Genomic DNA, 23,732 nt, shown 5'->3' with positions numbered 1-23,732 from the left:
GCTTCTTCCGCACGACCGCGTTGCCGAACCCACCGCAACCGATCACTGGCGCCGGCGTGCCGCCCGAACCCTCTTCACCGCGACACGACCCGGTTCCGCCCTTCCCGCTTCGCCTGGTACAACCGATCGTCGACCACGCGCAGCAACGCATCGACCGTGCTGCCGTCCACTCCATATTGCGCGACGCCGACGCTGACCGTCACCTGCACGCGCTTGAAGTCCAGCCCGAACGGCGAACTCGCGATCGACGAGCGCACGCGCTCGGCCGTCATCCGCGCGCCTTCGAGCGGCATTTCCGGCAGCAGCGCCATGAACTCCTCGCCGCCGACCCGCGCGAGCCCGCCCGCCGGCCGGATCGCGTCGAGGCACTGGCGCACGACGCCGCGCAGCACCTCGTCGCCGATCTGGTGCCCGTATGCATCGTTGATGTTCTTGAAATTGTCGAGATCGAGCGCGAGCAGGCAAAACGGCGTGCCGTCGCGCTCGGCCCGCACCATCTCGCGCTCGACCTGCGCGATGAACTGCCGGCGGTTCGACGCGCCCGTCATCGGATCGGTCGCGGCCATGTATTCGAGCTTCTGGTTCGTACGCCGCAGTTCCTGCAGCGCGCTCTCGGCGCGCGCCATCGATTCCGACAGCCGGCTCATCAGGTCTTCCTGGCTGTAGATCGCCGAGAACGAGCGCGTCGTCTGCAGCGCCTGCACGACGCCGTAGCTGAGCAGGAAGAAGCCGCCGGCGAAAATCGCGTGCGCGAGCCACCACATGTGATTCCACGGCTTGCCGAGAATGAACGCGAGCGACGACAGCGCGAACGCCATGATCGACATGCCATAGATCACCATCAGCGGCGAGCGGATCCGCCGCGCGAGCAGCACGCCGACGTTCAGCAGCGAGAACACGAGCGCGCCGCCTTCCATCGACAGTCGCGTGCCCGGCGCACCGGCAACCGGCGAATACGCAATGTACGCAACGGCCACGTTGACGATCACGAAGAACACGATCCACGGCAGCCACGTCCACACACTCGTGCGCTTCTCGATGCGATCAGGCGGGCGCGAATACGACAGCAGGCCGGTGAGCAGCAGGATCGACATCACGAGCCGCGACGCGGGACCGTACAACAGGAACAGCCAGATATTGTGGTGCGCCATCCCGGTGAAGGCACCGTGCAGCGCATAGATCATCGCGAAGCCGAGAAAGCCGAGCGTCAGCCAGCGCAGCAGCGGCTCGCCGGACGACCGGTAGCACACCCACGTCACGTAGGTGACGAACGCGCCCTCGAGGGTCGCGGCCGCGATCGCGAGTTCATGGAACGCGTGGTTCTCGAACACGACGTGCGGGTCGCCGAAAACCCACAGATAGGCGATCAGATAGGCGGGCAGCAACGCGAATCCGATCAGCAGGCATCTCGCGTAGAGCCTCGCGGCCGCGCTGACGACACGCGGCGGTTCCCCGGCTGCATAGGTCGTACTCATTCGGTCCCCGGTCGGTCTGCTGCGTTGGTTCGAATCTTCGCGGCACGGATCGTGCAATGCACGATCCGGCCCATCATGCCGAAAGGCAAATGTCAGAGCAAGTATAGGTGGGGCAATTCGTTTGACAAGTAAGGGGAAACGGCATTGCCGGGTGCCTGCCTTTTGTTTCCCGTTCGTTCCGAATCACCCGCCCCTGCCGCGCCGATTCAAGCCGCGGCCGCCGGCATCGCCGAAGCGGAACCGCGGCCGCCGCCCGACAAAGGTCAGATGATTTCGAACAGGCCGGCCGCGCCCTGACCGCCGCCGATGCACATCGTGACGACCACATACTTCACGCCGCGCCGCTTGCCTTCGATCAGCGCATGGCCCGTCAGGCGCGCGCCCGACACGCCGTACGGATGGCCGACCGCGATCGCGCCGCCGTTCACGTTCAGGCGATCCTCAGGAATCCCGAGCGTGTCGCGGCAGTACAGCACCTGCACAGCGAACGCTTCGTTCAGCTCCCACAGGCCGATGTCGTCGACCTTCAGCCCCGCCTGCTTCAGCAGCTTGGGCACCGCGAACACGGGGCCGATGCCCATCTCGTCCGGTTCGCAGCCGGCCACCGCGAAGCCGCGGAACACGCCCAGCGGCTGCAGCCCTTCGCGCTGCGCCGCATCGGCGCTCATCACGACGCATGCCGACGCGCCGTCCGAGAACTGGCTCGCATTGCCGGCGGTGATCACGCCGCCCGGCACGGCCGAACGGATCTTCGACACGCCTTCGAGCGTCGTGTCGGGGCGAATGCCTTCGTCGGCCGATACCGTCACTTCCTTCGTGAACAGGCGGCCCGTCGCCTTGTCGGCGATGCCCGCGAGCACGGTGATCGGCACGATCTCGTCGCGAAAGCGCCCGGCTTCCTGGGCAGCCGCGGCCCGCAGTTGCGACTGCACGCCATACTCGTCCTGCCGCTCCTTCGCGATCCCGTAGCGCTTCGCGACGTTCTCGGCCGTCTGCAGCATGTTCCAGTAGATCTCGGGCTTGTGCTCGACGAGCCAGCCTTCCCGGATCATGTGCTGGTTCATCTCGTTCTGCACGCACGAGATCGATTCGACGCCGCCCGCGACATACACGTCGCCTTCGCCCGCGATGATCCGCTGCGCAGCCAACGCGATGGTCTGCAGCCCCGACGAGCAGAAACGGTTCACCGTCATCCCCGGCACGGTCACCGGCAGCCCGGCGCGCAGCGCGATCTGCCGCGCGATGTTCGCGCCGGTCGCCCCTTCGGGGTTCGCGCAGCCCATGATCACATCCTCGACGCGTGCGGGGTCGAGTTTCGCGCGTTCGAGCGCGGCCGCGACCGCGTGGCCGCCGAGGGTCGCGCCGTGCGTCATGTTGAATGCGCCGCGCCAGGATTTCGCCAGCGGCGTGCGTGCGGTCGATACGATTACGGCTTCGGTCATGCGAGTCTCCTTCGGTCCTGCTTCATGTCAGGGTCTGTTTCGGATGGGAAATGCGCTACGCCGCCGGGCGTGCGCCCGCGGACGTCACATGCGCGACGCCCGCTGCCTGCATCTGCTGCCATGCGTGCGCGAGCGACCCGTTCAGGTCGATGGCGCGGCACGCGTCGTTGATCACCGCGGCTTCGAAACCGGCCGCGCGTGCATCGAGCGCCGACCACGCAACGCAATAGTCGGTCGCGAGCCCGCAGCACCACACGCGCTTCGCACCGAGCTCGCGCAGATAGCCCGCGAGCCCCGTGCGCGTCGTGCGGTCGGCTTCGACGAACGCGGAGTAGCTGTCGACCTGCGCGTCGCCGCCCTTGCGGATCACGAGCCGCGCCTGCGGGATGTCGAGATCGCGATGCAGCGCCGCGCCGTTGGTGTCCTGCACGCAGTGCACGGGCCACAACACCTGCTCGCCATACGGCAGCGCGAGCGTGGAGAACGGCTCGCGGCCCGGATGGTTCGCCGCGAACGACACGTGCTCGCGCGGGTGCCAGTCCTGCGTCAGCACGACCTGGTCGAAGCGTTGCGCCAGCGCGTTGATCACCGGCACGACCGCGTCGCCGTCCGGCACCGCGAGCGCGCCGCCCGGCATGAAGTCGTATTGCACGTCGATCACGAGCAGTACGTCGTCGGTGCGTTTCATCAGAATTTGCTCCGAGAAACCCCGCCATTGATGGCGGGAATGAAAGGCGTGCTGTTGACAGGGAGCTTCTTCCCCGGGTTAGGATCACCGGCATGATTCTTGTCTACCGCTACCGCGTGAAGTCGCTCAACGGACTGCTTAACAAGCAGAGCCGTGCGGTGAACTACGTCTGGAACTTCTGCAACGACACGCAGAAGCACGCGCTCAAGTGGAGCAAGAAGTGGCCGACGGGATTCGATCTGAACGTGCTGACGACGGGGAGCAGCAAGGCGCTCGGCATCCACTCCGGCACGATCAACGCGACGTGCGAGCAATACGCGAAGTCGCGCAGTCAGCACCGTCGGCCTTACCTGCGCTATCGCGGCAGGAAATCGCTGGGCTGGGTGCCGCTGAAGGGCCGAGACCTGAAGCGCGAAGGCGACGCGTTCCGCTTCGCCGGCAACACCTTCCGCGTGTTCAGTAGCCGGCCACTTCCCGACGGCAAGATCAAGGACGGAACCAACTTTGCGCAGGATGCGCGCGGCAACTGGTTTCTCAACATCGTGATCGAGATGCTCGATGTTCAGGCTCGCCCGATCCGTTCCGGTGTCGGCATCGATCTCGGCCTGAAAGACTTCGCCACACTTTCGACTGGCGAGAAGCTGCCCAACGACCGGTTCGGACGGCGCGCGGCCGAGAAGCTCGCGAAAGCTCAGCGAGCGCGTAAGCACAAGCGGCATATCGCGACGCTGTACGCCAAGGTCGCGAATGCGCGCGCCGATTTCCAGCACAAGCTCGCGCTTGAACTGGTACGGCGCTTCGACTACATCGCAGTCGGCAACGTGTCGGCGGCGAAACTCGCCAGAACCAGGATGGCGAAGAGCGCCTACGACGCATCCTGGTCGTCCTTCCGAAACAAGCTCCGTTACAAAGCGATGGCGCACGGGGCCACGTTCGAGGAAGTCGACGAAAGCGGTTCCACCCAGTCCTGTTCGGCGTGCGGGTCGAAAGACAGCACGACGCGACCGAAAGGTATCGCGGGACTGCGAGTAAGAGAGTGGGCCTGCAGTAGCTGTGGTGTCGCACATGATCGTGATATCAACGCTGCGCTGAACATTCTCCGATGCGGACGTGCATCGCCTGGTGTGGGAATCCGCAGCCTTTAGGCGGCGGAGGACGTCAATGCGTTTCTCCTGCAATATCGGTCGTGCCGCGATCCGGCACGTCAGCCGTTGAATCCTCGGCCGGCCGACGCCCGCTCGGCGATCGACGGCGCAAGCTGCCATGCGTCGCCGTTCGGCGCGGCCGCGTAACGGCGAATCGCGCGCTCGACGTTGTAGAGGCCGACCACGTCCGCGTACAGCATCGGGCCGCCGCGCCACAGCGGGAAGCCATAGCCGGTCAGGTAGACCATATCGATGTCGGACGCTTTCGACGCGATCTTCTCTTCGAGGATCTTCGCGCCTTCGTTGACGAGCGCAAATACCAGCCGCTCGACGATCTCGTCGTCGCCGATCTTGCGCCGCTCGACGCCGCGCTCCTTCGAATACGCGACGACCATCTCGTCGACGAGCGACGACGGCTTCGCCTTGCGCTCGCCCGGCACGTAGTCGTACCAGCCGGCGCCTGTCTTCTGGCCGAAGCGGCCCTGTTCGCACAGCCGGTCGGCGATCTTCGAGTACTGCAGATCGGGCTTCTCGACGTAGCGGCGCTTGCGGATCGCCCAGCCGATGTCGTTGCCGGCGAGGTCGCTCATCCGGAACGGCCCCATCGCGAAACCGAATTTCTCGATCGCGCGGTCGACCTGCGCGGGCAACGCGCCTTCCTCGAGCATGAAGAGCGCCTGGCGGATGTACTGCTCGATCATCCGGTTGCCGATGAAGCCGTCGCACACGCCCGACACGACCGCCGTCTTGCGGATCTTCTTCGCGACGGCCATCACGGTCGCGAGCACGTCCTTCGCGGTTTGCGCGCCGCGCACGACCTCGAGCAGCTTCATCACGTTCGCCGGGCTGAAGAAGTGCATGCCGACGACGTCCTGCGGACGCTTCGTGAACGCCGCGATCTTGTCGACGTCCAGCGTCGACGTGTTCGACGCGAGGATCGCGCCCGCCTTCGCGACTTCGTCGAGCTTCGTGAACACCTGCTCCTTCACGCCGAGTTCCTCGAACACGGCTTCGACGATCAGGTCGGCGTCCTTCAGGTCGTCATAGGACAGCGTCGGCGTGATCAGCGCCATGCGCGCGTCGAGCTTCTCCTGCGTGAGCTTGCCCTTTTTCACCTGCGCGTCGTAGTTCTTGCGGATCGTCGCGACCCCGCGCTCGAGCGCCTCCTGTTTCGTCTCGAGCAGCGTGACGGGCAGGCCCGCGTTGACGAAGTTCATCGCGATCCCGCCGCCCATCGTGCCCGCGCCGATCACGCCGACGCGGCGGATCTCGCGCAGCGGCGTATCGGCCGGCACGTCGGGAATCTTGCTCGCCGCGCGCTCGCCGAAGAACGCATGGCGCAGCGCGCGGCTTTCCGGCGTCATCATCAGCGCGACGAAACCCTCGCGCTCGGCGACGCTACCCTTGTCGAAGCCGTGCAGCACGCCGGCCTCGATCGCATCGATGCACTTGTGCGGCGCGGGAAAATTCGGCGCGGCGGCCTGCGCGGAATTGCGCGCGAACTGGATGAAGCCCGCCGCGTTCTCGTGGACGATCTTGCGATCGCGCACGCGCGGATGCGGCCCCTTCTGCGCGCCGACCTTGCGTGCGAACGCGACGGCCGCGTCGAGCAGGTCGCCGTCGGCCATTTCGTCGAACAGTCCGCTCTTCGCGAGCTGCTCCGACGGCACGGGCGCGCCCGACACGATCATGTTCAGCGCGGTTTCGAGCCCCACCGCGCGCGGCAGGCGCTGCGTGCCGCCCGCGCCCGGCAGCAGGCCGAGCTTCACTTCGGGCAGCGCAACCTGCGCGCCGGGCGCCGCGACGCGGTAGTGCGCGCCGAGCGCAAGCTCGAGGCCGCCGCCCATCACGACGCTGTGCAGCGCCGCGACGACGGGCTTCGCGTTCGCTTCCACCGCACGGATCACGGTGTGCAGCGTCGGCTCCTGCAGCGCCTTCGGTGTATTGAATTCGGTGATGTCCGCGCCGCCCGAGAACGCACGGCCCGCGCCGGTCAGCACGATCGCCGTGACCGACGGATCCTGCGCGGCGCGATCGAGCGCGTCCATGACGCCCTGGCGGGTCGACAAGCCGAGCCCGTTGACGGGCGGATTGTTGAGCGTGATGACGGCTACGCCGTCGCGAGTCGAGTAATCCACTGCCATCTGCCTGCCTCCATGCATCGCGCGCCGGGGTGGCTACGCGTCATTGTGCGCGGTCGAACAGCCGCGTGTCCGGATGAACTGAGGCAGCATACAACGAAAAAGCACGGTCGTTCAATTTGAATTTTGTTCCCGATCCGGGGACGGATCGGGCGACCGGATCGCGGGCCGTCAACGGCCCGGGCGCCGGCCTTACGGCTCGCACACCGCCGTCGGCAACACGTAATCGCGGAACGTCTCGCGCAGCTTCAGCTTCTGCAGCTTGCCGGTCGCGGTGTGCGGCAGCGATTCGACGAATACGACGTCGTCGGGGATCCACCATTTCGCGACCTTGCCTTCGTAGAACGCGAGCAGCGTCTCGCGGCTCAGGTTCGCCCCTTCGCGCGGCACCACGACGAGCAGCGGGCGCTCGGTCCATTTCGGGTGCGCACAGGCGATGCAGGCGGCTTCGGCCACGCCCGGGTGCGCGATCGCGACGTTCTCGAGGTCGATCGAGCTGATCCACTCGCCGCCCGACTTGATCACGTCCTTGCTGCGGTCGGTGATCTGCAGGAAGCCGTCGGGGTCGATCGTCGCGACGTCGCCGGTCGGGAACCAGCCGTCCGACAGCGGCGACGCATCGCCGCGAAAATAGTGGTCGATCACCCACGGTCCGCGCACCTGCAGTTCGCCGAACGCGACGCCGTCCCACGGCAGCTCATGGCCGTCCTCGCCGACGATGCGCATGTCGACGCCGCAGATCACGCGCCCCTGCTTCTCGAGCAGCCGGCGTTGCGCGTCGAGCGGCCGCTGCGACTGCGCCCAGTTGAGCTTCGCGAGCGTGCCGAGCGGCGACAGTTCGGTCATCCCCCACGCATGGATCACGCGCACGCCGTATTCGTCCTCGAACGTGCGCAGCATCGCGGGCGGGCATGCAGAGCCGCCGATCACCGTGCGGTTCAGCGTCGAGAAACGCACGCCGGCTTCGCGCATGTAGTTGAGCAGGCCGAGCCACACGGTCGGCACGCCCGCGGAAAACGTCACGCGCTCGGCCTCCATCAACTCGTACAGCGACTTCCCGTCGAGACCCTTGCCGGGCAGCACGAGCTTGCCGCCCGTGAGCGGCACCGCGTACGGCAACCCCCACGCATTGACGTGGAACATCGGCACGACAGGCAGCACCGCGTCCATCGCGGACAGGTTCATCGCGTCGGGCAGCGCGGCGCCGTACGCGTGCAGCACGGTCGAGCGATTCGAATACAGCACGCCCTTCGGGTTGCCGGTCGTGCCCGACGTGTAGCAGAGCCCCGACGCCTGCTGCTCGTCGAGGCGCGGCCAGTCGTAGCGGCCGTCCTCGGCTTCGACGAGCGTTTCGTAGCAGAGGAACGGCGTCGCGCCGGACGGCAGGTGCGCGGCATCCGTCATCGCGATCCAGCCCTTCACGTGCGGGCACTGCGGCGCGATCGCGTCGACGAGCGGCGCGAAATTGATGTCGAAGAGGACGTAGCAGTCTTCCGCGTGATTGACGATGTACGCGATCTGCTCGGGGAAGAGGCGCGGGTTGATCGTGTGGCACACGGCGCCCATGCCGCCGATCCCGTAGTAGGCCTCCAGATGCCGGTAGCCGTTCCACGCCAGCGTGCCGACGCGGTCGCCGGTTTCGACGCCGAGCCGCGCAAGCGCCTGAGCAAGCCGCTTCGCGCGGCGTTCGCAATCGCGGTACGTGTAGCGATGCAGGTCGCCTTCCACGCGCTTCGACACGATCTCCGTGTCGCCGGCATGCCGCGCGGCATGCGCGATCAGCGAGGACACCAGCAACGGCATGTCCATCATCTGGCCCAGCAACGGCTTACCCATCGTCTTGTTCTCCCTGGAGGACGCGAATCGGTGACCAGCCCGGCGTACGCCCGTCAGCGGCCCGGACGGGCGTGGCGCACGGTGCGCGGGCCGCCATGCGGGCGGCGCGGCGCCGCCTTACAATATCGGCTTACCCAGAGGCGCTCAACATGTCGTTTTCCCGAAGCGCAGCCGATACGGCTGACACCCTCCCCGACCTCGCCGCCACGCTCGGCGCGCCAGCCGTTGGCGCGTTCGTCCAGCTTGGCGACGCGTTTCATACGCGGCTGCCGGCCGCGCCGCTTGCCGCGCCGTATGTCGTCGGCTTGTCCGGCGAAGTCGCGCAGTTGCTCGACCTGCCGCCATCGATCGCCGCGCAGCCCGGCTTCGCCGAGCTGTTCGCCGGCAATCCGACACGCGACTGGCCCGCGAACGCGATGCCGTATGCATCGGTATATTCCGGCCACCAGTTCGGCGTGTGGGCCGGCCAGCTCGGCGACGGCCGCGCGCTGACGATCGGCGAGCGCACCGGCACCGACGGCCGCCGCTACGAGCTGCAACTGAAAGGCAGCGGCCGCACGCCGTACTCGCGAATGGGCGACGGCCGCGCGGTGCTGCGCTCGTCGATCCGCGAATTCCTGTGCTCGGAAGCGATGCATCATCTCGGCATCCCGACCACGCGCGCGCTGACGGTGATCGGCTCCGACCAGCCGGTGGTGCGCGAGGAGATCGAAACATCGGCCGTCGTCACGCGCGTGTCGGAGAGCTTCGTGCGCTTCGGCCACTTCGAGCACTTCTTCTCGAACGATCGCCCCGACCTGCTGCGCCAGCTCGCCGATCACGTGATCGACCGCTTCTATCCGGCGTGCCGTGACGCGGACGATCCCTACCTCGCGCTGCTCGAAGCCGCGACGCTGCGCACGGCCGACCTCGTCGCGCAGTGGCAGGCCGTCGGCTTCTGCCATGGCGTGATGAACACCGACAACATGTCGATCCTCGGCGTGACGATCGACTACGGCCCGTTCGGCTTCGTCGATGCGTTCGACGCGAACCACATCTGCAACCATTCGGACACGAGCGGCCGCTACGCGTACCGGATGCAGCCGCGCATCGCGCACTGGAACTGCTACTGCCTCGCGCAGGCGCTGCTGCCGCTGATCGGGCTGCAGCACGGCATCGCGGACGACGATGCGCGCGCCGAGCGCGCGGTGGACGACGCGCAGGCCGTGCTCGCGAAGTTCCCGGAACGTTTCGGCCCCGCGCTCGAACGCGCGATGCGCGCGAAGCTCGGCCTCGAGCTCGAACGCGAGAACGATGCCGAACTCGCCAACAAGCTGCTCGAGACGATGCATGCGAGCCACGCAGATTTCACGCTGACGTTCCGCCGGCTCGCGCAGATCTCGAAGCACGACGCGAGCCGCGACGCACCCGTGCGCGACCTGTTCATCGACCGCGACGCATTCGATGCGTGGGCGAACCTCTACCGCGCGCGGCTGTCCGAGGAAACGCGCGACGACGCGGCACGCGCGGCCGCGATGAACCGCGCGAACCCGAAATACGTGCTTCGCAACCATCTGGCCGAAGTCGCGATCCGGCGCGCGAAGGAAAAGGATTTTTCGGAAGTCGAACGGCTCGCACAGGTACTGCGCCGGCCGTTCGACGAACAACCGGAGCATGAAGCGTACGCAGCATTGCCGCCCGACTGGGCCGGGTCGCTCGAAGTGAGCTGCTCGTCCTGAAGCGCCAACCCGCGCGTATCGACCGACCCATCAGGAGAACCCCACATGTCCCACGATTCCGACGACAAGACCTTCCCGTATGAGAAGGACGATGCCGAGCTGCGCCGCCGGCTCACGCCGATGCAGTACGAGGTCACGCAGCATGCGGCGACCGAGCGCGCGTTCACCGGCGAATACACCGACACCGAAGACGCCGGCATCTACAAATGCGTCGTCTGCAGCACGCCGCTGTTCGAATCCGGTTCCAAATTCCACTCGGGCTGCGGCTGGCCCAGCTACTTCAAGCCACTCAACGGCGAGGTGATCGACGAAAAGGTCGACCGCTCGCACGGGATGGTGCGCGTCGAGGTTCGCTGCAACCACTGCGGTGCGCATCTCGGCCACGTCTTCGAGGACGGACCGCGCGACACGACCGGTTTGCGGTACTGCATCAATTCGGCTGCGTTAAACTTCGAGTCCCGACCCGAAAACGAATAAGCGGCGCCGGGCGGATCTGCCGGGCGGCCAGCCTCGGGCCGGCCGCCCTGATCCGCGACGACGGTGCCTGGCGGGTCCCTACAACGGTGAAAGGCCGCGCAAGCGGCCTGTCACGCAGCTGCGAGCGCCATGAAATTCCTGTTCGATCTGTTTCCGATCATCCTGTTTTTTGTCGCCTTCAAGGTCTGGGGCATCTTCACCGCCACCGCCGTCGCGATCGTCGCGACGCTGGCCCAGGTCGCGTGGGTCGCCTTCCGGCACCGGAAGGTCGACACGATGCTGTGGGTCAGCCTCGGCGTGATCGTCGTCTTCGGCGGGGCCACCCTCGTCCTGCATGACGAGAAATTCATTCAATGGAAACCGACTGTGCTGTACTGGTTGTTTGCGATCGGGCTGCTCGCCGCGCGCTATGCGTTCGGCAACAACCTGATCGAGAAGATGATGGGCAAGCAGCTCACGCTGCCGCACCCGGTGTGGGACAAGCTGAACGCCGCATGGGCGCTGTTCTTCGCGGTGCTCGGCGTCGCGAACCTGTACGTGGTGCACAACTTCACCGAATCGCAATGGGTGAACTTCAAGCTGTTCGGCACGACGGGCGCGATGGTCGTGTTCATCATTCTGCAGAGCCTGTGGCTCACGAAGTACCTGAAGGACGAGTGACATGACGGACGCCTTTCTCCACGCATCGCCCGACGAACGCATCGCGCTGATCGAAGCGCGTCTCACCGCGTCGCTCGCGCCGCTGTCGCTCGCCGTGCGCGACGACAGCGCGCAGCACGCGGGCCACGCCGGCGCGGCCTCCGGCGGCCACTACACGGTCACGATCGTGTCGGCCGCCTTCACGGGCAAGCCGCGCGTCGCGCGGCACCGGCTGGTGTATGATGCGCTCGCTGATGCGATGCAGCGCGGCATTCACGCGCTCGCGATCGTGGCTTATACGCCCGAAGAATTCAACGAATCTTCTATCTAGTCTCATTAGGAATTCCCGATGATCCTGAAATCCCCCCGCCTGTGGGTCGCGGCGGCTGCTTTCGCAGCGGCACCGGCATTTGCCCAGAACATCGCCGTCGTCAACGGCACGCCGATTCCGAAGTCGCGCGCCGACGCGATGGTCGCGCAGCTCGTCCAGCAAGGCCAGACCGACGGCCCGCAACTGCAGCAGGCCGTTCGCCAGGAACTCGTGAACCGCGAAATCCTGATGCAGGAAGCGATCCGGGAAGGCATCCCGAACCGTCCGGACGTGAAGGCGCAGGTCGCCGTCGCTCAACAGACCGTCGTGCTGCGTTCGATGATCGAGAGCTTCCTGAAGAAGAACCAGCCGACCGACGCCGAAGTGAAGGCGCGCTACGACGACCTCGTCAAGGGCGCCGGCGGCAATCGCGAGTACCACCTGCACCACATCCTCGTCGACAACGAGCAGCAAGCGAAGGACCTGATCGCGAAGATCAAGGCCGGCGCGAAGTTCGAGGATCTCGCGAAGCAATACTCGAAGGATCCGGGTTCGGGCAAGAACGGCGGCGATCTCGACTGGTCCGACCCGAAGGCGTACGTGCCGGAATTCGCGGCGGCCGCGCAGAAGCTGCAGAAAGGCCAGATGACCGACGCGCCGGTGAAGACGCAGTTCGGCTGGCACATCATCCGCGTCGACGACATCCGCGACATCGCGCCGCCGCCGCTCGAGCAGGTGAAGGCACAGATCGCGCAGCAGATCGTGCAGCAGAAGCTGCAGGCGTTCGAGGAAGGCCTGCGCCAGCAGGCGAAGATCCAGTAACGCCGGCGCTCGTCGCCAGCGCAATCGAAAGGCCGCTCTCCATCATCGGGAGCGGCTTTTTCTTTTGGCGCGCGCATCGCAAGGTGCCGGCAGTCAGCCGGCGTGCAAAAAAAGGTTCATCGCAGATTACCGGGGAACGCGGGGAGGACTGTCGGCATTCGGGTTTAAATTGCCGACAATCGAGCACGTCCGACCTAAAGAGAACTCATATGCCGGCTGATCGCGATTTCCACTCGAGCTGGAGCAGAACCTCGGAGTATCTTCGCGAGGCGCGAGCCCACCTCTCGGAAGCTGCCGAGGGCGTTTGCGCGGATGAGATCGCAGAGTTTGAGGGGTTCTTGAAGCACAACGAGTTGGAACTGGCGTTGGACGCAATCGAAGCCTCTTTCAGGAAAGGCGACGATGCGAACTGGCGCGTGCTGGAGTATATGGCCATGGCAGCGCAGAGCATGGACCTGGTAGATCGCCAAGTGATGTACGATCAATGGCTAACACAAGCGCGAGGCTGGAATTACAGGACGGTTCTACCACGATAGGTTGCAAGACGAATGGCCGCCATCGAATTGATGGCCGCTCCGGATCGGGTTGCGTCAGCCCGATCTACAACTTCATCGCCGGAAAGCGGCCAGCGGAATTCCGCTTCCCAGAATCGACCAGTCGGCAGTGCGTCTCCCGACCCGATAGCTGCCATCGGCCTGGCCACACCAAGCGCCCGGACGCGGACGTTCATCCGGTCGAGTAGCGGACGGCTGCCAACCTATTCATCGTGAAGCCCCCGTCTGATGACGCGTGCAGTCTGTACCGCGTTCAAAGCTGCGACCACCCGCCGTCAACCGGCAGTTCCGCACCGGTAGTGAAGGTCGCGTCGAACGCAAGGAATAGGACGGCCTTGGCGATTTCCTCCGACGTCCCGAAGCGCTTCATGGGAATAATGCCGACGGTGTGCCCCTTGACCTGTGTACGCATCTCTTCCGTAGGGAACACCTTTTCGAGGATGCCCGTGTCGATGGGGCCGGGCGACACCGCGTTTACGCGGATCTCCTGAGGAAGCAGCTCGGCGGCAAGCACGCGGGCGAATGACCGCAGCGCAGCCTTGGCGGCTCCATATGTGGCTTGGCCCGGCAGTCCCTTGACGTTGGCGACGGAGGTCGTGAGGACGACAGCGCCTCCCCGATTGATCAGCGGCGTGAGCTTCTGTACCGCAAAAAAGGGGCCCTTGGCGTTCAGGCTGAACACCTCGTCGTAGACGGCCTCCGTCACGTTCGCGACAGGCGTTGGAATGCTGAACCCGGCGTTGACGAAAAGCAGGTCGATGGTGTCGAACTCGGCCTTTACCTGAGCGGCGAGGGTGTCGATGTCTGTCAACGATCGTGCGTCGCCCGAAACCACGACGGCGTTCTGTCCAATCTCTTTCTGCGCCGATTCCAGGCCGGCCTTCGAGAGACCCGTCACCAGTACGCGCGCGCCTCCATCAAGGAGCATCTTCGCCGTCGCGAGCCCCATGCCGCTCGTGCCGCCAATAATGACCACCTTTTTATCTTGATACCGTTTCATGTGTTTTCTCTTTGCGAGGTTGGGGTTGGTGTGCGATTTGTGAACTATTTGGTAAAAAATTAGACGCGACGACCGTGTCAAGGAAATTTGAAACCTAAGTCAAACTACTGTAATTGCCGTGTGGCTTCTGTTTTTTGCTCAAACTGCTGTTAATCCGCCATCGACCGGAAGGTCAATACCCGCGATGAAGCTGCTTTCGTCCGAGGCAAGAAACAGCGCAGCGGCGGCGATCTCTTCTGGGCGGCCCAGGCGGTTGAGCGGGGTCATCAAAGTGATCTGCTTGCGGGCTTCGGCGGCGGCATCCTGAGAGGGGTATTGTTCGTTGAACATCGGCGTTTCAACGGCGCCAGGGCTTAACACGTTGGTTCTGATCTTTCGTTCTTTAAGCTCGCTGGTCCACGTCCGGGCTAATGACCTCAGCGCCGCCTTGGTGGCGCTGTAGGTGCTGCGGCCCGGTAAGCCTTTGTTCTTTCCGGCGGACGCCACGAGGATGATGGAGGCTCCGTCATTCAAGTGAGGCAAAGCCTTTTGAACGGTGAAATAAGTGCCGCGAGCGTTGGTGTTGAATGTATTGTCGAAATGCTCGGGCGTCGCGTCGGCGGTCATCGCTTTTTCAACGAAGGCCGCGCTCGCAAAAATCACGTCGATCTTGCCCTTCTTCGCGACGGTCTCGTAGAAGCGGTCGAGGTCATCGAGCTTTGAGATGTCGGTCTTTACCCCGGTGACGTTCTTGCCGATCTCCGCGACGGCCTTTTCGAGTTCCGCCTGACGGCGACCGGCGATGAAGACAAAGGCCCCCTCTTCAACGAACCTCCTGGCAGTCGCGAGGCCGATACCGCTGGTGCCGCCCGTGACGACCGCAATCTTGTTTTTCAATAGTGACATTTAGGTTTCCTTCGCGTTTGAGCGCAGAGCCCCGGCTCCCGTGATCGCTTAAGACAAGTTGACGACAGGGAGGTTGACGCCAGAGATGTTGACGACGGCCTGCCACGCGGCTTCTTGAAAAGCGCCATCGTGTAGGTGTGGGTGGCGCTGCGCCTCAATTGGGCCTGAGAACTTCCCTTCAGCCGAGGCGAAGAATTGCCCTGAGACGTCGGTTCCGAACTTCGAGGCCTGGATATACCGGCCCGCCGCCGTCTCCGGCGTCTGATTCATGCCGGGAAGGAGGTTCGCGATTGGGATAAACAGATACTTCACGGCCAGGCTAGCTTGTCGCGAAACCTTAGTAGAGGTCGCCGCACCGGGCGAGACAGCGTACACGGCCATGTCGGAAGGTAGCCGACGCGCCAGCGCCGCAGCCCACCAAGCAACGATGAGCTTCGCGTCGGCATACGCATTGTTGGGCACATACCTCACGTTCGGCCCATTCCGAAGCAGGGCTTCCATAGCAGCGGTCAGGTCGCCTCCGTGGTATTTGGCAGCGAGTGCGTCGACGTCGGTGTACTTGAACATGGGTACGCCCCCTCGGGCAGGTTCCGCGCTGGCGATAACAATCCGTGCGTTGGGGCTCAGCAGGTTGGCGCGGAGCAATCCGACAGTCAATTGATGATGGCCGATGAGCGGGGCCTGAGAAGCCTCGACGCCCGCCGTAGTAATCACCCGCTGCTTACCTGGGACCATCCCGGCATTGAGCAGCAGGAAATCGATCGGCCGACCTCGCTTGACAAGCGCGGCGAGGGCGGACTGAACGCTGGCGGGCGTGTTCAGGTCCAGCTCGAGCGGCGTGAAGATCTGTCTTTTGGTCTCCGCTGCAAGCTGTGCGGCCGTTTCCCGGGTTCGAGCCAGGCTGCGCCCGGTGATGATGATCTCGCGCCAGCCCTCTCCGGCAAGGAGGCGGGCTGCAGCATGACCGAGCCCGGAGGTGGTGCCGGTTACGAGAGCGATCGAATGTTCCAAGGGCGTCTCCCTGGTAAAGGGTTAAGGTCGAGCCGTATGGTCCCGCGAGGCTGGGGCCAACTTGCTAATTTAGAACTATTCGGTTATATATTGATGCAAGAACAGGTGTCAAGGAGTTTTAAACTAAATGGTTCAGAATTCACCCGCGCCGCGTGGACGGCCCCGCAGTTTCGACGAGATAGACGCGCTGGAAAAGGCAACTCAGGTGTTTTGGTCGAAAGGCTATGATGGCGTCACGATCGACGACCTTGTCGCGGGGATGGGCGTGGGACGGCCGAGCCTGTATTCCGTCTTCGGCGACAAGCGGGCGATATTCTTGCGCGTCCTTAAGGCGTATGCAGAACGGAAAGGCGCAAAAGCCGCGAAGGCGCTCCTCTCGCCAGAGAGTCTTCGCGACTCTATCGCGGGCTTTTTGAGGTTCGCCGTCGAGAGTGCGACCGAGAAAGGGTCCGCCCGGGGCTGCCTTATGGTGTGCGTCGCGCCGCTTGTGAACGACGCCGAGGTTCAGCGGTTTCTGCAGAGCGCCGTCGCGGGTGGCACGGCGCTAGTGGAGCGCCGTTTCCGGGACGGGATCAGTGCGGGAGAAATCGCATCTGACTTCCCCGTAGTCGCGCGCGCAACGCAAGTCACGGATTTTGCTCGTGGGCTGACAATGCGTGCGCAGATAGGCACGCCGCGCAAGACGCTCCTTAAAGATGCTGACGAAGCGGCCGACCTGGTGCTCTTGCCGCGACGCGGAAACGCGGGGCCAGAAAGTTGACGCCGACGTTAAGGCGCGTTGCGGGGCAGTAGACTTTGGTAGTTGCCGCTCCGCGCGCCCCTCAAACCCGATCAATCGTTTCCCGTTTCGGATAGGATGGATCCCTTGATTTGGAAATCGAAGCCCGTAAGCCAGTTGACCCCAAGCGCGGTCCCTGTCGGGTGCCTACGTGGCGTGGATACGCTATGCGAAGCTCGCGCTACAGAATCTCGCGCACAGCTGAACAGCACCTACCGATCTGCTCCAAACAGCCTTGAAAGCTAGGGATTGTCGCGAGCCGATCCCAACGAGGACATGGTTGCCGTTAGATTGTGTCCATTCGATCCGAAGCGGCACAAAGGACGCCGCTGGGGCGAAAGGCTCGTTGGTGGCGAATGGCTGCTTGACCCTCGGCAACCGTCGCCTGCTTAGTGGCTCGACCGCCGTCTGCTCTGGGTCGACAAGCGACCTCCACGGAAATCTACGAAGAACCAAAAAAAAGCCGCTCCGAAGAGCGGCCTTTCCAGTACCAGACCTCACCCGCACCGCAGCATTCGCTACGCGGGATAAAACACGTCGTGATAGCGAACGTCACCCGACGGCCGCGGCGCCGACTCGTCGAACGACAGCGCGAGGCAATACCCGGGCGGCACGTGCGGAAACATGATGTCGCCGGACGGCGTGAACCCGAAGCGCGCGTAATACGCGGGCTCGCCGAGCACGACGCAGCCGCGCGCGCCGAGCCGGCGCAACGCGTCGAGCCCCGTGCGCACCAACCCCGCACCGATACTCTGCCGCTGGCATTCGGGCAGCACCGCGAGCGGCGCAAGTCCGTACCAGCCCTGGCTGCCGGACGGTTCGCCACCGATCGACACCGGCGAGAACGCGACGTGCCCGATGACGCGGCCGTCGCGCTCCGCGACGAGCGATACGCTCAATGCTCCGTCCGCACGCAGCGCGTCGACGATCCGCCGTTCGAATTGGCCGCCCTGCGGCTCGCCGGCGAACGCCGCGACGATCACGCGGCCGATCGCGTCGGCCTCGCTCGCACGCTCGTCGCGCAGCGTGACGACCTCGACCGGCGCGTTCGGGTCGAACATCATCCGGATCAGCCGATCCAGCGGCGCGCGTTGCGGAACACACGCATCCACGGGCTCGCTTCACCCCAGCTTTCCGGGTGCCAGCTCATCGCGACCGTACGGTGCACGCGCTCCATGTGCGGCATCAGCACCGAGAAGCGGCCGTCGGCCGTCGTGACCGACGTGATGCCGGCCGGCGAGCCGTTCGGGTTGAACGGGTAGCGCTCGGTCGCTTCGCCGCGGTGGTCGATGAAACGCATCGCGACCGCGACGCGATCGATGTCGCCCTGCTGCGAGAAGTCCGCATAGCCTTCGCCGTGCGCGACCGCGACCGGGATCCGCGAGCCTTCCATCCCCGCGAAGAAGATCGACGGCGATTTCTCCACCTCGACGAACGAGAAGCGCGCCTCGAACTGCTCGGACTTGTTGCGCGTGAACTTCGGCCACGCTTCCGCGCCCGGGATCATCGACGCGAGGCTCGACAGCATCTGGCAGCCATTGCAGATGCCGAGTGCGAACGTGTCGGGACGCGCGAAGAATGCCGAGAACATGTCGGCGAGATTCGCGTTGAAACGGACCGTCTTCGCCCAGCCTTCGCCCGCGCCCAGCACGTCGCCGTACGAGAAGCCGCCGCACGCGACCGCGCCCGCGAAATCGGCGAGCGTTGCACGGCCCGCGAGCAGGTCGCTCATGTGCACGTCGTGCGCATCGAAGCCCGCGCGGTCGAACGCGTAGGCCGTTTCCAGATGCGAGTTCACGCCCTGCTCGCGCAGGATCGCGACGCGCGGCCGTGCACCCGTCGCGATGAACGGCGCGGCGATGTCGTCGGCCGGATCGAAGCTCAGCACCGGCGAGATGCCCGGATCGGCCGCATCGAGCAGCGCGTCGTATTCGGCATCCGCGCATGCGGGGTTGTCGCGCAGGCGTGCGATGCGCCAGCTCACTTCGCCCCACGCGCGATGGAGTTCGGTGCGCGGTGCGTCGAAGATCTTCTTCGCGTCGCGGTACACCTCGATCACGTCGCGATCGTTGACCGAGCCGATCACGTGCGAGCACGTCGACAGGCCGAATTCGCGCAGCGCGCCGAGCACCGCGTCACGGTCGGCCGTGCGCACCTGCACGACGGCGCCGAGTTCTTCGGAGAACAGCGCGCGCAGCGTGCGATCGTCGCGACGGCCGCTCGTCTGCTTTGCCCAGTCCTTCGCATCGCCGTAATCGGATTCGTGATTCGGGTCGAGCGTCAGCATGTCGACGTTCAGCGACACGCCCGCGTGGCCCGCGAACGCCATTTCGCACACCGTCGCCCACAGGCCGCCGTCCGAGCGGTCGTGGTACGCGAGCAGCTTGTCTTGCGCATTGAGCGACTGGATCGCGTTGAAGAAGCGTTTCAGGTCTTCCGCATCGTCGACGTCCGGCGTCGTGTCGCCGACCTGCTGCGTGACCTGCGCGAAGATGCTGCCGCCCATCCGGTTCTTGCCGCGGCCGAGATCGATCGCGATCAGCACGCTGTCGCCCGCGTCGGCGACGCGGCGCAGTTGCGGCGTCAGGTGCCGGCGCACGTCCTCGACCGGCGCGAACGCGGAGATGATCAGCGACACCGGCGAGACCACTTCCTTCGCGACGCCCTGCTCGTCCCACTTCGTCTTCATCGACAGCGAATCCTTGCCGACCGGGATGCCGATCCCGAGCGCCGGGCACAGCTCCATGCCGATCGCCTTGACCGTGTCGAACAGCGCGGCGTCCTCGCCGGCCGTGCCGCACGCAGCCATCCAGTTCGCCGACAGTTTCAGCTTGTCGAGCGACGCGATCGGTGCGCTCGCGATGTTCGTGATCGCCTCGCCGACCGCCATGCGGCCCGATGCCGGCGCGTCGATCACCGCGAGCGGCGTGCGCTCGGCCATCGTCATCGCCTCGCCCTTGAAGCCCGCGTAGTCGAGCGCCGTGACCGCGCAGTCGGCCACTGGAACCTGCCACGGGCCAACCATCTGGTCGCGCACCGACGTGCCGCCGACCGACCGGTCGCCGATCGTGATCAGGAACGACTTGCTGCCGACCGTCGGGTGCTTCAGCACGTCGACCGCGACTTCCGACAGCGCGATGCCCGTCACGTCGACCGGTACGCGCTCGGTCGCCATACGTGCGACGTCGCGGTGCATGCGCGGCGGCTTGCCGAGCAGCACTTCCATCGGCATGTCGACCGGGTATTCGTCCGTGCCCGTCGCTTCGTCGTCGACGAGCTGCAGCTGGCGCTCGTCGGTCGCGACACCGACCACCGCGAACGGGCAGCGCTCGCGCGCGCAGATTGCCTCGAAGCGCGGCAGGTCGGCCGGTGCGATCGCGAGCACGTAGCGCTCCTGCGCCTCGTTCGACCAGATTTCGCGTGGCGACAGGCCCGATTCCTCGAGCGCGACCTTGCGCAACTCGAAGCGCGCGCCCTTGCCTGCGCCGTCGACGATTTCGGGGAATGCATTCGACAGGCCGCCCGCGCCGACGTCGTGGATGCTCAGGATCGGGTTTTCCGCGCCGAGCTGCCAGCAGCCGTTGATCACTTCCTGCGCGCGACGCTCGATTTCGGGGTTGCCGCGCTGCACCGAGTCGAAGTCGAGTTCGGCCGTGTTCGCGCCGGTCGCCATCGAGCTCGCGGCGCCGCCGCCCATCCCGATTCGCATGCCGGGGCCGCCGATCTGGATCAGCAGGGAGCCGGCCGGCACGTCGTGCTTGTGCGTGTGCTGGTCGGCGATGTTGCCGAGGCCGCCCGCGATCATGATCGGCTTGTGATAGCCGCGCACCTGACCGCCGACGTTCTGCTCGTACACGCGGAAGTAGCCGCCGAGGTTCGGGCGGCCGAATTCGTTGTTGAACGCGGCGCCGCCGAGCGGGCCGTCGATCATGATCTGCAGCGGCGACGCGATGCGGTCCGGACGGCCGTACGGGCCGTGCGCATCGCCCGGGTTGCGCTCACCGACCGGCTGTGCCGCGTCGCGCGCGTTTTCCCATGACTGACGCGCGCCGGGCAGGTCGAGGTTCGAGACGGTGAAGCCCGTGAGGCCGGCCTTCGGACGCGCGCCGCGGCCCGTCGCGCCTTCGTCGCGGATCTCGCCGCCCGCGCCGGTCGCCGCGCCCGGGAACGGCGAGATCGCCGTCGGGTGGTTGTGCGTCTCGACCTTCATCAGCGTGTGCGTGAGCTCGGTGTGGCGGCCATAGCGCTCACCAGGCTCGCCGGCCGCGCCCGCGTTGCGCGGGAACCAGCGTTCGGCTTCGGCGCCGACCATGATCGACGAGTTGTCCGAATACGCGACGATCGTGCCCTGCGGGTTCAGCTTCTCGGTGTTGCGGATCATCGCGAACAGCGACATGTCCTGCGCTTCGCCGTCGATCGTCCATTGCGCGTTGAAGATCTTGTGGCGGCAGTGTTCGCTGTTCGCCTGCGCGAACATCATCAGCTCCACGTCGGTCGGGTTGCGTTCGAGCTTGCGGAACGCGTCGACCAGGTAGTCGATCTCGTCGTCGGCAAGCGCGAGGCCCAGCTCGACGTTCGCGCGTTCGAGCGCGCCGCGGCCGACGCCCAGCACGTCGACGCTCGCAAGCGGCTTGGCCGGCAGTTCGTCGAACAGATGCTTCGCGTCGTCGCGCGCCGCGACCACGCTTTCGGTCATCCGGTCATGCAGCGCGGCCGCAACGGCCGCGCGCGCGTCGTCGGACAGCGCCTTCTTGCCGCCAAGCAAGCCCGACTTCAGCGTGACCGTGAATTCGACGCCGCGCTCGATGCGGCGCACATGCGTGAGGCCGCAGTGCTGCGCGATGTCGGTCGCCTTGCTCGCCCACGGCGAGACCGTGCCGAAACGCGGCAGGACGACGAAGGTCTCGGCCGCGCCCTTCTCGGCCGCCGGTTCGAACGGCGCGCCGTAGTGCATCAGCGCGTCGATGCGCGCGCTGTCGTCCGCCGACAGCGGCTCGGCCGCATTGACGAAGTGCAGGAACCGGCCGCGCACCGCGACGATGTTGGCGTCGATTTGCCTGAGCGTGTCGAGCAGACGGGTTTGACGGAAATCGGAGAGGGCCGAAGCGCCGGGAAAACACGAGAAGTGAGCCATGGGCTGGACTGACGTCGATGAGTCGCGCGAGGTGGCGACGTGGGGCGAAAGGAAGGCCGTAATTATACCCGGAAGTCGGCCGCCCACGACCGGCCGATCGGCAGTCCGCATGCACCGCCACAGTGCCCCGGCGCGCGGCGCGCACGGCCGCCCGCCGGGCCGGCCCCGCGGGCGCGGCAGCCGGCGGCCAAGGCGCGGCCGCACGGTACGCGCTCGCCCGACGCCGGTTCCCGCGATTTTGGCGCTATCATTCCGGGTTCACCGGGCCGGGGCCCTCAGCGAATTCTCACCGGGCGGCGTGCGCGCCACCCGTCATCGAAGCAATCCATGGATGTCATCGTCATCGGCGGCGGAATCAGCGGCGTCGCCACCGCCTACCAGTTGCGCGCGGCCGGCCATCGCGTGTGCGTGGTCGAACGCCACGCGACCGTCGCGCAGGGTGCGACCTACGGCGACGGCGGCGCACTGCTGCCGAGCCCGCTCGACGTCTGGTTCGGCCCGACCTTCATGCGTCAGCGCCAGCCGCGCGACAGCGGCATCGTCTACAAGCCGGGCTTCAACGGCGGCGTGCGCCGCTTCGTCAAGCAGCTCGGCACGCTGCGCGAACCCGACGCGTTCGCCGCGCAGTACGCGCGGCTGCGGCCGCTGATCGATGCGTCGCGCGACATGCTCGCCGACATCGAGGCGCACCTCGAACTCGAGTTCGAGCAGAAGCCCGGCATCCTGCATGTCGTGCGCGATCCGCGCGACTGGGAAGCAATGCAGCCCGCGCTCGACCTGCTGCGCACGCTCGACCAGCCGTATCGCACGCTGAACGCCGACGAATGCGCGGCGCTCGAGCCGTCGGTGCCGGCCGAGCCCGGCTTCGCCGGCGGCGTGCTGCTCGAGACCGAACGCACCGGGAACTGCCCGCTGTTCGCGAAACTGGTCAAGCAGACGCTCGACGAGCACGGCGTGCAGTTTCGCTTCGGCGCGGACGTCGCCGCGATCCGCGCCGACACCGGCCGCGCCGCAGTCGAGCTCGTCCCGCCCGGCAACCGGAATGCGGCGAACGCACGCGAAGTCGACGTGATCTCCGCCGACGCGATCGTGGTCGCCGCCGGCGCCGGCAGCCTGCCGCTGCTCGAACGGCTCGGCTGGCACCTGCCGCTGCACCCGGTGCGCGTTCATACGCTCACCGCGCCGGTCGCGTACGAAGAACACGCGCCGCACCTGAGCGTCGTCGACTCGATCAAGCGGATCTCGATCACGCGCACCCACCAGCGGCTGCGCGTCGGCGGCGCCGCCGTGCTGCAAAGCCTGCCCGACACCGCGAAGCCGCTCGCCGAGCCGCTGTCCGAGGCCGCGCTCGCGCTGCTCGGCCAGGCCGTACACGACTGGGTGCCCGGCGCCGCCAGGATCTCGGCCGCATTGTCATGGCAAGGCACGCAACTGCTGTCGCCGGACGGCCTGCCGGTCGTGGGTCCGACCCCGCATCCGCGCGTGTTCGTCAATTTCGGGCACGGCCCGGCCGGCTGGGGGCTCGCGTGCGGGTCTGCTAAAGTGGTGACCGACTATCTGGGCGGCGACGTGCAGCACTGGCCCGCCGACACGCTCGCCGCGCTGCGCGCCGGGCGCTTCACGACCTGACCGCCGCGGGCTCGTCCCGGGCGGCATCCTTGCCACCCGCCACGATCC

General features: G+C 66.0%; 19 protein-coding genes. 9 read left to right on the top strand and 10 right to left on the bottom strand.

The features are described 5' to 3' along the window. Window positions 1–74 precede the first annotated feature (74 nt). The 3 genes from BFF94_RS08730 to pncA form a co-directional block, all read right to left on the bottom strand. A complete protein-coding gene (locus tag BFF94_RS08730) occupies window positions 75–1,475 on the bottom strand; it encodes a sensor domain-containing diguanylate cyclase (RefSeq protein WP_128842884.1) in 1,401 nt (466 codons plus the stop codon). A gap of 263 nt (window positions 1,476–1,738) precedes the next feature. Further along, window positions 1,739–2,917, bottom strand: coding sequence for an acetyl-CoA C-acyltransferase (locus BFF94_RS08725; protein ID WP_128842885.1), 1,179 nt, complete (start codon window positions 2,915–2,917; stop codon window positions 1,739–1,741). Window positions 2,918–2,972: 55 nt separating this feature from the next. Continuing rightward, window positions 2,973–3,605, bottom strand: coding sequence for a bifunctional nicotinamidase/pyrazinamidase (gene pncA / locus BFF94_RS08720; RefSeq protein WP_128842886.1), 633 nt, complete (start codon window positions 3,603–3,605; stop codon window positions 2,973–2,975). A gap of 92 nt (window positions 3,606–3,697) precedes the next feature. Between pncA and BFF94_RS08715 the strand changes: the two genes are divergently transcribed. Continuing rightward, entirely contained in the window at window positions 3,698–4,750 is a 1,053-nt protein-coding gene (locus tag BFF94_RS08715) for an RNA-guided endonuclease InsQ/TnpB family protein (RefSeq protein WP_128842887.1), read from the top strand. Window positions 4,751–4,809: 59 nt separating this feature from the next. Here the strand turns inward: BFF94_RS08715 and BFF94_RS08710 are convergent, their stop codons facing one another. Next, window positions 4,810–6,894, bottom strand: coding sequence for a 3-hydroxyacyl-CoA dehydrogenase NAD-binding domain-containing protein (locus tag BFF94_RS08710; RefSeq protein ID WP_128842888.1), 2,085 nt, complete (start codon window positions 6,892–6,894; stop codon window positions 4,810–4,812). Window positions 6,895–7,083: 189 nt separating this feature from the next. Next, window positions 7,084–8,727, bottom strand: coding sequence for a 3-(methylthio)propionyl-CoA ligase (locus BFF94_RS08705; RefSeq protein WP_128842889.1), 1,644 nt, complete (start codon window positions 8,725–8,727; stop codon window positions 7,084–7,086). 149 nt (window positions 8,728–8,876) lie between these two features. Here BFF94_RS08705 and BFF94_RS08700 point away from each other — a divergent pair, with 149 nt between their 5' ends. From BFF94_RS08700 to BFF94_RS08675, 6 genes are all read left to right on the top strand, one after another. Next, window positions 8,877–10,445: a protein adenylyltransferase SelO gene (locus BFF94_RS08700; RefSeq protein WP_128842890.1), complete on the top strand. Its 1,569-nt coding sequence runs from the start codon at window positions 8,877–8,879 to the stop codon at window positions 10,443–10,445. 45 nt (window positions 10,446–10,490) lie between these two features. Then, window positions 10,491–10,922, top strand: a complete 432-nt coding sequence (gene msrB, locus BFF94_RS08695; protein ID WP_128842891.1) for a peptide-methionine (R)-S-oxide reductase MsrB — start codon at window positions 10,491–10,493, stop codon at window positions 10,920–10,922. A gap of 129 nt (window positions 10,923–11,051) precedes the next feature. Next, window positions 11,052–11,582, top strand: a complete 531-nt coding sequence (locus tag BFF94_RS08690; RefSeq protein ID WP_128842892.1) for a septation protein A — start codon at window positions 11,052–11,054, stop codon at window positions 11,580–11,582. A gap of 1 nt (window position 11,583) precedes the next feature. Beyond that, window positions 11,584–11,892 (top strand): BolA family protein, encoded by a 309-nt coding sequence (locus tag BFF94_RS08685; RefSeq protein WP_219139214.1) that lies wholly within the window; start codon window positions 11,584–11,586, stop codon window positions 11,890–11,892. Between the two features lie 18 nt (window positions 11,893–11,910). Further along, window positions 11,911–12,693 (top strand): peptidylprolyl isomerase, encoded by a 783-nt coding sequence (locus tag BFF94_RS08680; protein WP_128842893.1) that lies wholly within the window; start codon window positions 11,911–11,913, stop codon window positions 12,691–12,693. Window positions 12,694–12,902: 209 nt separating this feature from the next. Then, window positions 12,903–13,229 carry a hypothetical protein gene (locus BFF94_RS08675; protein WP_128842894.1) on the top strand — a complete coding sequence of 109 codons (327 nt, stop codon included), beginning with the start codon at window positions 12,903–12,905 and terminating at the stop codon, window positions 13,227–13,229. A 271-nt stretch (window positions 13,230–13,500) separates the two neighbouring features. On the opposite strand, the gene BFF94_RS08670 is transcribed toward BFF94_RS08675, so the two are convergent. The 3 genes from BFF94_RS08670 to BFF94_RS08660 all read right to left on the bottom strand — a co-directional run bounded on the left by BFF94_RS08670 (window position 13,501) and on the right by BFF94_RS08660 (window position 16,143). Further along, window positions 13,501–14,247, bottom strand: coding sequence for an SDR family oxidoreductase (locus tag BFF94_RS08670; RefSeq protein WP_128842895.1), 747 nt, complete (start codon window positions 14,245–14,247; stop codon window positions 13,501–13,503). A gap of 138 nt (window positions 14,248–14,385) precedes the next feature. Continuing rightward, window positions 14,386–15,132, bottom strand: coding sequence for an SDR family NAD(P)-dependent oxidoreductase (locus BFF94_RS08665; RefSeq protein WP_128842896.1), 747 nt, complete (start codon window positions 15,130–15,132; stop codon window positions 14,386–14,388). A 48-nt stretch (window positions 15,133–15,180) separates the two neighbouring features. Further along, window positions 15,181–16,143, bottom strand: a complete 963-nt coding sequence (locus BFF94_RS08660) for an SDR family NAD(P)-dependent oxidoreductase (protein ID WP_128842897.1) — start codon at window positions 16,141–16,143, stop codon at window positions 15,181–15,183. A gap of 127 nt (window positions 16,144–16,270) precedes the next feature. Here BFF94_RS08660 and BFF94_RS08655 point away from each other — a divergent pair, with 127 nt between their 5' ends. Further along, window positions 16,271–16,903: a TetR/AcrR family transcriptional regulator gene (locus BFF94_RS08655; RefSeq protein WP_128842898.1), complete on the top strand. Its 633-nt coding sequence runs from the start codon at window positions 16,271–16,273 to the stop codon at window positions 16,901–16,903. A 536-nt stretch (window positions 16,904–17,439) separates the two neighbouring features. Here BFF94_RS08655 and BFF94_RS08650 read toward each other — a convergent pair. After that, window positions 17,440–17,985, bottom strand: a complete 546-nt coding sequence (locus BFF94_RS08650; RefSeq protein ID WP_128842921.1) for a GNAT family N-acetyltransferase — start codon at window positions 17,983–17,985, stop codon at window positions 17,440–17,442. A 5-nt stretch (window positions 17,986–17,990) separates the two neighbouring features. Continuing rightward, window positions 17,991–22,055 (bottom strand): phosphoribosylformylglycinamidine synthase, encoded by a 4,065-nt coding sequence (purL, locus tag BFF94_RS08645; protein ID WP_219139213.1) that lies wholly within the window; start codon window positions 22,053–22,055, stop codon window positions 17,991–17,993. 327 nt (window positions 22,056–22,382) lie between these two features. Between purL and BFF94_RS08640 the strand changes: the two genes are divergently transcribed. Then, entirely contained in the window at window positions 22,383–23,684 is a 1,302-nt protein-coding gene (locus tag BFF94_RS08640; protein ID WP_128849140.1) for an FAD-dependent oxidoreductase, read from the top strand. Window positions 23,685–23,732: the final 48 nt, after the last annotated feature.

This window comes from Burkholderia catarinensis (genome assembly GCF_001883705.2).
GTDB classification, from domain to species: domain Bacteria; phylum Pseudomonadota; class Gammaproteobacteria; order Burkholderiales; family Burkholderiaceae; genus Burkholderia; species Burkholderia catarinensis.
This window is presented reverse-complemented; position numbering and strand designations above follow the sequence as displayed.